We start from the raw sequence: 11882 nt of genomic DNA on the forward strand, positions 1-11882 counted from the left end.
GCTCAGCTCTCGTGCACGAGGGCGGCGATCCTCCGCTCGAGGTCGTTGAACTCCGGCCCGTTGACGTCGCGGACGTCCCCGAGGCCGACGGGCACGATCTCGGCGATGTGCCCCGGCGCGCCGTGCGAGGCGCCGCCGGCCATCACGACGACCCGGTCGGAGAGGTAGACGGCCTCCTCGATCGAGTGCGTCACGAACAGCACGGTCGCGCCGCTCTCCGCGCGCAGCCGCTTCAGCTCGTGCTGCATCGTCGTGCGGGTCAGCGCGTCCAGGGCGCCGAACGGCTCGTCCATCAGCAGCAGCGCCGGGTCGCCCGCGAGCACGCGGGCGATGGCGACGCGCTGCTGCATGCCGCCGGACAGCTCGCCGGGGAAGCGGTCGGCGAAGCGGCTGAGGCCGACGACCTCGATCATCTCGGCGGCCCGCCGCCGCGCCCTCGACCGCGGTACGCGCTGCTGCCGCAGGCCGAAGCGGACGTTCTCCGCGACGGTGAGCCACGGGAACAGGCCGTAGTCCTGGAACACCACGCCGCGCTCCGGCGCCGGGCCCCGCACGGGCGCGCCGCCGACCTCGACCGTGCCGGAGGTGTGCCGCTCGAAGCCCGCGAGGATCCGCAGCAGCGTCGACTTCCCGCACCCGCTGGCGCCGACGATGGCGACGAACTCGCCGGGCGCGACCTCGAGGTCGACGTCGGCGACCGCGTCGACCGGGCCGCGTCGGGTCTCGTAGCGCTTGCCGACCGCGGCGAGCACGACCCGGCCGGACTCGTCGACGACCGGCGCGACGGCGCGGTCGGTGGTGGCTGCCGTCCCGCTCGCCGGCGTCACGGCGCTCATGCCCGCACCAGCGGCCGACGGCCGAACAGTCCCTTGAAGCCGAGCACCAGCAGGCGGTCGGAGAGGAAGCCGGCGAGGCCGATCACGATCATGCCGACCACGACGCGGTCGGTGCGTACCTGCTCGCGGGCCAGCATGATCATGCTGCCGAGTCCGGTGTCGATGCCGTTCGCCTCCCCGAGCACGAGGATCACCCAGCCGAGGCCGAGGCCGATCCGCAGTCCGCTGACGATGCCGGGCGTCGCCGCCGGCACCACCACCTTGAGCAGCACGCCGGTCGGCGACGTGCCGAGCATCCGGGCCGCCTCGACGAGCCGGGGCGGCACCTCGCGGGTGGCGGCGATGGTGTTGAGCAGGATCGGGAAGAACGCCGAGAGCGTGATCAGGAAGATCGTCGCCTGGCTGCCGAACCCGATGATGAGCAGCACCAGCGGCACCCACGCCGTGGCGGGCACCGGCCGGAACAGGTTGACCGCCGGGTCGAGGGCCGCGTTGACCAGCGGGAAGCGGCCCATCAGTACCCCGATCGGCACGGCGAGCGCCGCCGCCAGACCGAAGCCGGCCAGCACGCGCAGCGCGCTGGCACCCAGGTGCTCGAGCAGGGTGCCGCTGTAGGCGTCGTCGAAGATCCCGCCGAAGGCGAAGTCCCACAGCAGCCGCGCCACGACGTCCGGCGGTGGCAGGAACGCCATCTTGATGTCGAAGACCAGCACCCACTCGCCGCGGACCCCGAGGTCCCACATCAGCAGCAGGAGCGCCACGAAGCCGAGGCCGAGGGCGGTGTGTCCGACCCGGCGGCGCCAGAGGGCGGCCCTCACGACTCCTCCGGCTCCTCGCGCGAGGCGAAGGAGGTGTCGACGACGTCCGCGACGTCGGGGGCGGTCGCGATCATGCCGAGGCGGGCCATCTGGGCGCCGAGGTTGGCGATCTGCTCCTCGTAGGTCGGCGAGAGGTCCGAGCGCAGCCAGAAGTTCTCCAGCGCGGTCGCGAAGACGGCCTCGTCCCCGCCGTACTCCTCGACGAGCTCCGGCAGCCACTCGTCCTGGTTGCCGACCATGTACTCCGTCGTCGCCGCGTGCGTGTCGACGACCTCCTGGACGGCGTCGGGGTTCTCGTCGATGAACGCCTGGCTGGCCAGCAGCCCGATGTTCACGCGGCCGATCTCCGTCTCGTACGGCGACGCGAGCTCGGTGCCGCCGGCCGCCAGCGCCAGCGAGACGCCGATCTCGGGGGCCAGGAACGCGTCGATCTGGCCGGTGTCGAAGGCGTTGAAGAACTCCGGCGCCGACAGCGAGACGAGGTCGACCTCGTCGGTGCCGATCCCGGCCTCCTCCAGCAGGAGCTGGAGCACGACGTACTGCGAGCTCGACTCCAGGTAGCCGACGGGCCGGCCCACGAGGTCGTCGATGCTGTCGATGCCCTCGGCGGCGACGAAGCCGCTGCCGCCGTCGGAGGCCGCGGCGACGACCTTGACGTCGCGGCCCTGCGCCGCGCCCGCGATGGTGGCGGTGATGCTGCCGACCGCCATGTCGACGGTGCCGCTGAGCAGCGCGTCGTTGAGGGCCGGCGCGGTGTCGAGCGTGACGACCTCGTACTCGATGTCCCCGGTGGCGTGGTCGCCGTAGAGGAACGGCGCGTAGAAGTGCGGCTGCCCGCGCAGCGTGCCGACGGTGACGGTCGTGACGTCGCCGTCGTCGTCGCCGCCCGTGGAGGTGCAGGCGACCGAGGCGCCCAGCAGGGAGGCGACGGCCGCGGCGGTGCCGAGCCGGGCCCGCAGCGAGCGGGCGGACGGGCGGGGTCCAGACAGTGGGGACACGGGGGAGCTCCTCGGGCCGGTTTCGGGAAGCCCCACCGTCTGCGACGTTCGTTTCACGCCCGTGTCGGACGTGTTGTCACCGCGGCACGGTCGCCGTCACCGCGTGAACAACTCGCGGCGTCAGTCGGCCGGCAGGTCGATCTCGAAGTAGTACGACTCCACGTCCGGACCCCGGCGCTCGTGCCGGTCGAACCCGACGGACTCGTAGAGCGCGACCGCGGCCTCGTCGGTGTTGGTCGTGGTGAGGTCGAGGTAGGTCGCCCCGCGGGCGTGCACCGCGTCCATCGCGGCGCGCAGCAGGACGCGTCCGTGCCCGCGGCCCCGCAGCGCGGGCACGACGTAGAGCTCGGCCAGGTACGCCTCGAGCGCGTCCTCCCACAGCGACGGGCGCAGCCGCAGCAGCGCGAGGCCGTGCGGTCCGTCCCCGGCCTCCCCGGCGTCCCCTCCCTCGTCCGTCGCGGTCGCCAGCACCACGACGGTGTCGTCGGCGAGCAGCGCGCCCACCCGGGCGGCGAGCCACTCCTGCGGCGGCGCCGGGTCGTCGTACTCGGCGTTGAAGTCGCGCAGCAGGCGGGCGACGTCGGCGGCGTCGGCCGCCGTCGCGAGGCGGGTCGTGGTGCCCACGGCGCGCCCCTCAGGCCCCGCGCCGGGCGTGCGGCACGGGGCAGCCGGGCACGTGCGTACCCATCTCCTCCACCACGAAGCCGTCGGGGTAGCTGCGGATGCGGCGCTGGTCGCGGACGTACGCCGGTCGTCGGCGCGGCGGCAGCAGGCGCACGAGCCGGCCGCGCGCCCGCAGCGCGCCGGTCGCCAGGCGGCGCGCCCGGGCGCTCGGTCGCGGGTAGCCGAGGGCGTCGAGCAGCGCGTCGTCCATCAGCGCCAGGCTGGACGCGCGCACGGCGCGCCGCGTGCCGCGCGGGTAGAAGGTGGTGAGCAGGTCGAGCGTCGCGTCGGCGACGCGCCGCGACCCGGCGTCGTACGCGAAGTGCTCGCGCTCGTAGGAGTCCATCAGCTGCTCGTACGCCGCGTAGCTCGTGGGCAGGTCCCGGATGCCCATCAGCCGCCCGACCTCGGCGTAGTAGTGGACGGTCGCGGTGCGCTCGTCGTCGGTGAGGTCGCGCCAGCCGTACGCCGCCACCCACCGCGTCGGGCACACGACGAACGTGGCCAGCACGTAGCGCATGTCGTCGTTGCCGATGTCGTACATCCGGTGCATCTGGTTGATCCGCCGGATCGCGGCTCGGCCGCGGGGACTGTCGGCGCCCTCGACGAGCGGGACCTCGAGCAGCAGGGACGTGTCGTCGTAGCGCTGCTGCGTGCGGGCGGTGAACTCGTGGGTGCGGTCCAGCAGGCCACCGATGCTGGGCACCGCGAAGGTGCGGAAGAGCGCGAAGCTCAGCGCCTGGTTGAGGTCCCAGGGGAACTCGTACAGCGCCAGGGTGCGGTAGATGTCGGCGTGCTGGGTGACCGGGTCGAGACCGGCGGTGCGACGGCGTCGGGGCACGGGCAGCTCCTCCATCACCCTGGGGGTGGCCGTCACCCTAGGGCGCTCAGGCGAGGTCGTCCAGGGGCCCCGGGACGCGGTCGGGCGAGATGCCCAACGCCTCCTCCGAGCGCTCCACGTCCGCCCACTCCTGCTGCAGCAGCACCAGCACGACCGTGCTCGAGAGGGCCTCCAGCGAGAGCCGTCCGCCGGTCGGCAGGTCCCAGGCCTCGTGGCCCTCGCGGCGGGCCGCGGGCGTGGGCTCGAGACCGAGCGCGGCGGTCACCTCGGGCAGCAGGGCCGCGTACGCCTCGGCGACGCGCGCCGCGGTCGTCGGCTCGCGCCGGTCGGCGCGCTCCGCGAGGTCGACCTGCACCCGGGTGACCGTGTCGCCGCGCGCGGAGACCGCGGCCCGCGCGGCCGGGGTCAGGCCGGTGCGCAGGTCCACGTTGCTCAGCCCCTCGCGCTCGACCGTCCAGCCCAGGTCGGCGGCCAGCCTCGTCACGAGCCCGCGGTCGGCGGGCCAGGTGACCGGCGCCAGCGCGGCGACCACGGCGCGTACCTGCTCGGCGTCGGCGCGCCGCAGCGGATCCACCTGCCCGCTCACGCGAGACGCGCCGGGAAGCCGCCGGTGGCGACCGGGCTCCAGCGGGTGGGCGTGATCCGGATCAGGGACTTGCCCTGGTCGAGCATGGCCTGGCGGTACTCGTCCCAGTCCGGGTGCTCCCCCGCGATGGTGCGGAAGTAGTCGACGAACGCGTCGAGGGCCTCCGGCACGTCGAGCACCTCGGCGGTGCCGTCCACCTGCACCCACGGGCCGTCCCACTCGTCGGAGACCACGACGACGCTCGCGCGGGGGCGGTGGCGCGCGTTGCGGGTCTTCGCGCGCTCGGGGTAGGTCGCGATGACGATCCGGCCCTCGTCGTCGACGCCGCCCGTGACCGGCGAGCCCTGCGGCGTGCCGTCGGAGCGCTCGGTCAGCAGCAGCATCTTGTGCCGCGGGCGGACGAAGTCGAGCAGCTCGTCGCGCTCGACGGAGGTGGTGGTGGCGATGGTGCGAGGCATGCGTCGATCCTGCCAGCGGGGCCCAGGCGTCCTGCGTGCCGCCGCCGGCCCCGGCGCGTGGATGTCAGCGGAGCCGGGCCGGGGCACCCCTGCGGGCCCGCTCGACCGCGACGGCGAGCGAGCCGTGCCACGCCGGGCCGTGGCCGGGCGCCAGGACGCCGGCGTCGAGCGCCGCGATCCGGTCGAGCGCCGCGTCCGCGCCGGCCGGGTCGTGGGTGAAGAAGTCCGGCAGCAGCTGCGGTCCGGCGATCCGGGACAGCGGGTGGCCCGTGACCAGGGCGTCCCCGGTGGCGAGGACGCCGCCCGCGAACAGGTACGCCGCGTGCCCGCTCGTGTGGCCGGGCGTCGGGACCGGGACGGGGCGGCCGGGCAGGTCGAGCGGGTCGCCGAGGGCGTACGCCGTCGCGTCCGGCAGCCGCGGGTGCCGGGTGGCGCCGGCCGCGCTGACGGCCAGCCCCCACCGGGCGACCCGCGGGCGCCACGCGCGGCGCGCGACGTCGAGCGGCGTGGCCTGCTCGGCGCGTTCGCCGCGCAGCCCGGGGAGCTCGTCCGGATGGGCGAGCACGGGCGTGCCGTGGCGTTCGTGCAGCCGGACGACGCCGCCGGTCTGGTCGACGTGGGCGTGCGTGACGAGCACGGCGCGCACGTCCTCGGGCCGGTGGCCCAGGGCGGCCAGCGACGCCTCGAGGCGGTCGGCGTCGGCGGGGTAGCCGCCGTCGACGAGCGTGACGTCGCGGCCCTCGCGCACCACGACCCAGCTCACCGCCGTGCCCGTGACGAGGTACGCGTCGCGGCCGACCTGCTGGATGCGCGGTGGGGTCATGGGGTGATGGTCGTCGATCGGTGGTGATCGCCGGCGCAGGCGCCACGGGGAGCGCTAGCGTGCGGCGCGTGGCCGACCAGGTGAGGTTCAGCGGTGTCGTGAGCGTCGACGAGCACCTCCTCATGCTGCTGCCCGAGGACGACCCCGAGCCCGAGGCGTCGTTCGACGCGATGCTGGTCGACCTGGCGGGGCGCTCCGGCCTGTACGTCCACACCGGCTGCGCGACGGGTCCGGTGCACGTGACCGTGCTGCTCCACGGCGACCGGCCGGCCGACCTCGACGACACGTGGGAGGCCCAGGAGCTGGTCAGCATCGACCTGCGCGGCCCCCTGTTCGTCACGTGGCTCTGGGACGACGGGACGCTGGGTGGACCCCACCTGCGTCCCGAGCGCCCCGGCCCCCACCGGGTGCGCGTGAGTGTGCGCGGGGACCGCTCGCTGCACTACGACCACGTCGTCGACGAGCCGAACGAGGAGTACCTCGTCGAGCTGTGGCCCGACACGGTGCTGCGCGCGAGCGCGAGACGACCCGCCGCGACGGTGTCGGCGACCCGATCCCCGAGCCCGAACCGGCAGCGAGTGGCGGACGAGGCGTCGTGCACGTGGTCGACAGTCACTACGTGCCGCCGCCGGACGGGTTGCGGCTGGTCGACGAGTGGACGGTGATGGCAGGTCTGACCCCGGCGGAACAGCACGACACCACGAGCCCTGAAGCCGAGGCTGCCTCCCATGCGTTCCACGAGCTGCTTCCACTGCCAGGATTCGCCTGGGTGTGGCGGGCCCTGCTCACGGACGACTGGCACGTGTGGCACACGGACCCGGACCGCCTCGAGGAGCAGCTCGCACCGATCCGCGCCGCGCACCCGTCGGTCCGGTGGGTGGTGCACCATGCCAACTTCGATCGCGCCGGCACGGACCGGCTCATCGAGGAGCGCTCGTTGAACGGCATACCGGGCCTCATGCACGCCCACCTGCGCAACGACGGCTCGGGGCTGGCGATCAGCATGTATCCCGACTTCCCGGAGGCCGACCTGCCGGCGATGGCCGAGCGGATCGCCCTGCTCGATCTGCCCATGCCGGCATGGATCGAGATCTTTCAGTTCCCGGACCGCGAGCCGGACCCATCCGTCGCGTTCTGGTTCCACGACGAGACGCGTCCGTTCGACGGTCGCTAGGCAGACGGTCCGGACGGACGCGCCCAGCAGGTCAAGGCAGGGCGACCGTGCCGGTGGGTGTGACGATGTAGCGGCGGCCGTGGGGGCTGGTCCAGATGAAGCCGTCGGGTGGTTCGTCGGGGCGGGTGGGTCGGTAGCGCCAGCGGCGGTCGTGTTCGCGGTGGGCTGTGCCGGGCGGGTCGCTGCTGAGCGGTGAGGGGTGCGTCTTGGCGCGGTGGTGGAGCCGGCAGAGCGGGACGAGGTTGTCGCTGGCTGTCCGACCGCCGGCGTGCCATTCGACGCGGTGGTCGAGGTCGGAGGCCCGCGCTAGCCGGTTGCAGAACGGGAACCGACACGTCGGATAGCGGAGCTGGACCTGCTCGACGAGCCGCTCGGGGATCCGATAGCTCGGCGTCGCGATGCGCTCGTCGAGGTCGATCACCGGCTTGACCACCACCTGGGTGCTGTCGGTGCGGCACCAGTCGCGGACCTGCTCCGCGGTCACCGTCCGCAGCCCGACGCCCGGAGCGGTGACGGTCGCGAGGTCGATGCCGGTGCCGCCGGTCAGCGGGTCGATCCCGACCGACGACGACTCCAACGCGGCCTGCGACAGGTGGACGTGCAGCACCACCTGACGCGCCGCCACCGATGAGGCCTCCGCACGGTCGTCTGTGCCGGTGAGGTCGAGTGCGGTCTGCTTGCGGGCCAACTCACCGACCGCGATCGCCCGTCGGACGTCGAGCGACTCACCCGACCCCAACGCAGCCAGTTCAGCGGCACCACGGGCGACGACCTCCTCGAGATCACGCGCGTCGGCCAGGTCCAGCTCACCGGACACGGCGACCGTGCCGCCGACCTGACCGTGCACCCCCAGCGCCTCACGGGCACGGAAGTCGATCGTGAAGAACCGGCCCGCGTCCGCGGCCGCCCGGTCGGCTTCGGTGGTCTCGGGGTCGAACCGCGCGGATGCCTCAGCGACGAGCCGGTCGATCCCCGCCCCCGAGATGGAGTGCGCGACGTGGGCGATGTTGCGGTCCACGAACCCCGCACCCTCGAACGTCAACGTCCGCGTCGCGCGGGCGATCCGCCGGGCGCGCCACACCTGCACCCCACCCGCGGCGACCCGGGCCGCGATCAGCGGGAGGCGGTGTCGGACCTCGACCGCGTCACCGACCAGCGCACGACCCGCCTCTTGGCTGAGGCCCATCGCGGTGACCAGTTCCAGGACCGCGAACTCCGACACGAGCGGGGCGCCGGGTCCGCCGTACGCCAGCCACCGGTCACCACCCGGCACCGCCGCGAGGGACTCCTCGTCGTCGACCCACATGCCCAAAGGGCCGATCGGGTCACCCACCGTCGACGTCCCGCACTCAGCATCCAGATGGGCATCGGCGTAGTCGGCAGCCGCGAAGAACGCGCCCGCCTCAGCAGCGCGCTGGGCCCGCATCGCATCGGACGCAGCATCCAGGAGCGCAGCCCGCGACGGGCTGTCCGTGTGGTGCTGGGTCCCCTGGTCCATACCCCAAATTCTACTCGAACGTGCGTTCGCTAACCAGGGTCGCGGACCCATCTGTGGAGGACGTCTCCGCAGGTCAGGCCACGTGACCGCCCTCCCGCGCGTACCCCCACCCGCACCGCGGCAGAACCCGCAACTCGACGCCCCGAACCGTGCCACTCGTGCCAGCTCGGCAAGCAACCGGCGCGGTACGAACAGCCGCGACCTGAGTCCGCGTGCTCACCCCCGGCTGCGCCCCGATGCGCGAGGATCGCGACCGTGCGTCACCACCTCGCGCGCGGCTGCACCGCGCTGGCCCTCGCCGCGATCGCCTGGCTGGCGACCGCCGCCTGGTTCTCGCTGGACGGGTACCCCTGGCCCGAGGGCTCCGCGCTCGCGTCCGACGGCACGACGCACCGCCTGGACGTCGCGGCGGGCGCCGAGCTGGACCTCTGGAGCGACGAGGCGACGGCCGCGCCGCGGTGCACGGCGACCGACGCGGCCACGGGTGCCGACCTCCCGATCACCGAGACCGACGACCCGGCGTCCCGGTCCGCCGGCGTCGGCGCCATCGGCGCCTGGACCGCGAGCCAGCGGGTCGAGGCGGGCAACGGGGCCCTCGACCTCACCTGCGACAGCAGGGAGGGCCCGGGGCAGCGCGTGCGGGTCGCGCCCGCGCCGACCCCGCTGTCCGTCCTCGACCCCGCGCCCCGACGGCGTGGTCGGCGGGCGCCGCGCTCCTGCTGCTCACGGTCGGTCTCTTCGTGGCCTGCACGATCGCCTTCGGACGACGCGAGCAGCGGCGGCCCGCGCCCCCACGCTGACCGCGCCGGCGCTACCGCTCCGCCAGGTACGCCTCGGCGGCGGCGTTCCAGCGCTGGTCGAGCCCCTCCCACGTCTCGCCGCGACCTCCGACGACGGCCGACAGGAAGGTCCGGTCGGTGGTGGCGTCGAAGCGCGTCCCCGGCGGCAGCTGTGCCACCAGGTCGAGGAACGGCTCGACGCTCGGCAGGACCACGTCCCCGTGCCGGTCGAGGTCGAGGTCCTCGGCCGAGTCGACCCCGGGCACCACCAGCACGGCCCCGGTCGCGATCTCCCCGCGCCGGGCCGGGTCGGCCGGGCGGAGACCCGGCGCCGGCCCCACGTGCAGCGACACGTCCACGACCAGGTCGTCGGCCGCCTGCAGCGCCGCCAGCTCCGACCAGACGGCCCGCAGCTCGGTCGTCACGCCCTCGTCGGTGCGCAGGACGGGGACCGCCTCGGCCGAGTACGCCACCTCCCACCGCTCCACGGCCGACAGGTCGGGATGCTGGGCCACCTCGTCCAGGAACGCCGTCACCGCCGCCGGGTCGCGCGCGGAGTCCAGCGCCACCGCGAGCTGACCGAAGCGGTCCACCGCGACGTGGCCGCCCTCGCCGAGGACGGCGTCGAGGGCGCTGGTCGCCCGCTCCGCGTCGCCGATCCGTTCGCGCAGGCCGGGGACGGGCTCGCTGACGTCGCCGGAGTAGCGCAGCAGCGGGCGGGCGGCGCCGGCGCTCTCCCGCCAGACGGTGATCTCCTTCGCCCCGACCCACTCCCCCTCGGCGAACGCGCGGTCGACGACGTCGACGATCTGGCCCGCCGAGGCGTCGTCGGCCATCGCGATCGCGTAGCGGAAGTAGAACGGGCCCACGGCCGGGTCCTCCTCGCTCCACCGCTCGACCTCGACGTCGACCACCCCGGGCATCGTCTCGACATCGGTCCACGGCGTCCCGCCCGCCGCGTCCTCCGCCGTCGCGCCGAGCAACCCCGCTCGCGCCGCGACGAGGAGGGCGCCCAGCAGCACCACCGGGAACAGCACGAGCAGGAGACGTCGGGGCGACACGGGCGCGACCCTGCCCAGCGGCGCCGGGGCGTACGCCTGGCACCCGGAATCCGCGGCACGCCACCGCGCCGAGGGTCGGCGGATCGGGGCCTCAGAGGCTGCGGCCAGCCCACGCCCAGGCGTACGTGCCGTCGTCGCTGGCCGTACCGGCCTCGCCGAGGCCGAGGGGTCGGAACGTGTCGACCATGACGGCCGACTCGTCGAAGGTCTCGGCCCCCAGGGAGGCCTCGATCGCCGCGGGCTGCGGGCCGTGCGCGTGCCCGCCCGGGTGCAGCGAGATCGAGCCGATCCCGATCCCGGTGCCCTTGCGGGCCTCGTAGTCGCCGCCCACGTAGAACATGACCTCGTCGGAGTCGACGTTGGAGTGGTAGTACGGCACGGGGACCGCGAGCGGGTGGTAGTCGACCTTGCGCGGCAGGAAGTTGCAGATCACGAAGTTGTGACCCTCGAAGACCTGGTGCACCGGCGGCGGCTGGTGGATCTTGCCGGTGATCGGCATGTAGTCCTCGATGTTGAACGTGTACGGGTAGAGGCACCCGTCCCAGCCCACGACGTCGAACGGGTGGGTGTCGTACACGAAGCGCGTGCCGACGATGCCGCCCGGGCCGTCGCCGCGGTGCTTGACCAGCACCTCGACGTCGGTGCCCTCGGCGAGCAGCACGTCGTCGGGCCCGTGCAGGTCGCGCTCGCAGAACGGTGCGTGCTCGAGCAGCTGCCCGTAGCGCGAGAGGTAGCGCTTCGGCGGTGCGACGTGACTGTTGGCCTCGACCGGGTAGAGGCGGCTGGGCCCGTCGGTCGTGTCGGGCACCCAGCGGTGCGTGGTGGCCCGCGGCACGATCACGTAGTCGCCGGTGCGGTACGACAGCGTGCCGAACACGGTCTCCACCACGCCGGCGCCGGACTCGACGTAGACGCACTCGTCGCCGGTCGCGTTGCGGTAGTAGGGCGAGACCGCGCCCGCGACGACGTACGAGATGCGGACGTCGGCGTTGCCGAGCACGAGCCGCCGCCCCGTCACCGCGTCGATCGCGCCCGCCGCCTGCGCGTCGAACAGGTCGTGGAGCCGCAGGTGACGAGGCTTGAGGGGGTGGTTGGCCACGGTCGACTGGTCGCCGAGCTCCCAGATCTCGCTGGCCACGATGGCCGAGGGCACTCCGCGGTGGTAGAGCAGCGACGAGTCGGACGAGAAGCCCTCCTCCCCCATCAGCTCCTCGTAGTACAGCCGCCCCTGGTCGTCGCGGAACTGCGTGTGCCGCTTCTGGGGGACCGAGCCCACCTGTCGGTAGTACGCCACCGGGTTCCCTTCGTTAGTTCGATATCAGAACATGTGCGTTCTCATTTAGAAGA

The 11882-nt window shown here is 73.8% G+C and carries 13 protein-coding genes; 2 read left to right on the forward strand and 11 right to left on the reverse strand.

The window, feature by feature from the left end; all coding sequences use genetic code 11:
- Positions 1-2: 2 nt before the first annotated feature.
- From RDV89_RS07540 to RDV89_RS07575, 8 genes are all read right to left on the reverse strand, one after another.
- Complete coding sequence (locus tag RDV89_RS07540; protein ID WP_315732348.1) at positions 3-836, reverse strand: ABC transporter ATP-binding protein; 834 nt, start codon at positions 834-836, stop codon at positions 3-5.
- The gene (locus RDV89_RS07545) at positions 833-1654 is read right to left on the reverse strand and encodes an ABC transporter permease (RefSeq protein ID WP_315732349.1); all 822 of its coding nucleotides are present in this window, start codon (positions 1652-1654) and stop codon (positions 833-835) included. Before RDV89_RS07545 ends, RDV89_RS07540 begins: the two co-directional genes overlap by 4 nt.
- On the reverse strand, positions 1651-2652 hold the full coding sequence (locus tag RDV89_RS07550) for an ABC transporter substrate-binding protein (RefSeq protein ID WP_315732350.1): 1002 nt from the start codon (positions 2650-2652) through the stop codon (positions 1651-1653). The genes RDV89_RS07545 and RDV89_RS07550 overlap by 4 nt, the downstream gene beginning before the upstream one ends.
- A gap of 120 nt (positions 2653-2772) precedes the next feature.
- Complete coding sequence (locus RDV89_RS07555) at positions 2773-3276, reverse strand: GNAT family N-acetyltransferase (RefSeq protein ID WP_315732351.1); 504 nt, start codon at positions 3274-3276, stop codon at positions 2773-2775.
- A gap of 10 nt (positions 3277-3286) precedes the next feature.
- Positions 3287-4156 carry an oxygenase MpaB family protein gene (locus tag RDV89_RS07560; protein WP_315732352.1) on the reverse strand — a complete coding sequence of 290 codons (870 nt, stop codon included), beginning with the start codon at positions 4154-4156 and terminating at the stop codon, positions 3287-3289.
- A gap of 46 nt (positions 4157-4202) precedes the next feature.
- Positions 4203-4742, reverse strand: a complete 540-nt coding sequence (locus RDV89_RS07565) for a DUF6301 family protein (RefSeq protein ID WP_315732353.1) — start codon at positions 4740-4742, stop codon at positions 4203-4205.
- A complete protein-coding gene (locus RDV89_RS07570; RefSeq protein ID WP_315732354.1) occupies positions 4739-5200 on the reverse strand; it encodes a PPOX class F420-dependent oxidoreductase in 462 nt (153 codons plus the stop codon). Before RDV89_RS07570 ends, RDV89_RS07565 begins: the two co-directional genes overlap by 4 nt.
- A gap of 64 nt (positions 5201-5264) precedes the next feature.
- Positions 5265-6023 (reverse strand): MBL fold metallo-hydrolase, encoded by a 759-nt coding sequence (locus RDV89_RS07575; protein ID WP_315732355.1) that lies wholly within the window; start codon positions 6021-6023, stop codon positions 5265-5267.
- 68 nt (positions 6024-6091) lie between these two features.
- Here RDV89_RS07575 and RDV89_RS07580 point away from each other — a divergent pair, with 68 nt between their 5' ends.
- Complete coding sequence (locus RDV89_RS07580; protein WP_315732356.1) at positions 6092-6688, forward strand: hypothetical protein; 597 nt, start codon at positions 6092-6094, stop codon at positions 6686-6688.
- Positions 6619-7197: a hypothetical protein gene (locus tag RDV89_RS07585; RefSeq protein ID WP_315732357.1), complete on the forward strand. Its 579-nt coding sequence runs from the start codon at positions 6619-6621 to the stop codon at positions 7195-7197. Before RDV89_RS07580 ends, RDV89_RS07585 begins: the two co-directional genes overlap by 70 nt.
- A gap of 31 nt (positions 7198-7228) precedes the next feature.
- Here the strand turns inward: RDV89_RS07585 and RDV89_RS07590 are convergent, their stop codons facing one another.
- From RDV89_RS07590 to RDV89_RS07600, 3 genes are all read right to left on the reverse strand, one after another.
- Positions 7229-8695, reverse strand: a complete 1467-nt coding sequence (locus RDV89_RS07590; RefSeq protein ID WP_315732358.1) for an HNH endonuclease signature motif containing protein — start codon at positions 8693-8695, stop codon at positions 7229-7231.
- 811 nt (positions 8696-9506) lie between these two features.
- Positions 9507-10535 carry a hypothetical protein gene (locus RDV89_RS07595; RefSeq protein WP_315732359.1) on the reverse strand — a complete coding sequence of 343 codons (1029 nt, stop codon included), beginning with the start codon at positions 10533-10535 and terminating at the stop codon, positions 9507-9509.
- 91 nt (positions 10536-10626) lie between these two features.
- Positions 10627-11829, reverse strand: a complete 1203-nt coding sequence (locus RDV89_RS07600) for a homogentisate 1,2-dioxygenase (protein WP_315732360.1) — start codon at positions 11827-11829, stop codon at positions 10627-10629.
- Between the last annotated feature and the right edge of the window lie 53 nt (positions 11830-11882).

Origin of the sequence: Nocardioides imazamoxiresistens (genome assembly GCF_032378595.1) — a bacterium.
Taxonomy (GTDB): Bacteria; Actinomycetota; Actinomycetes; order Propionibacteriales; family Nocardioidaceae; genus Nocardioides; species Nocardioides imazamoxiresistens.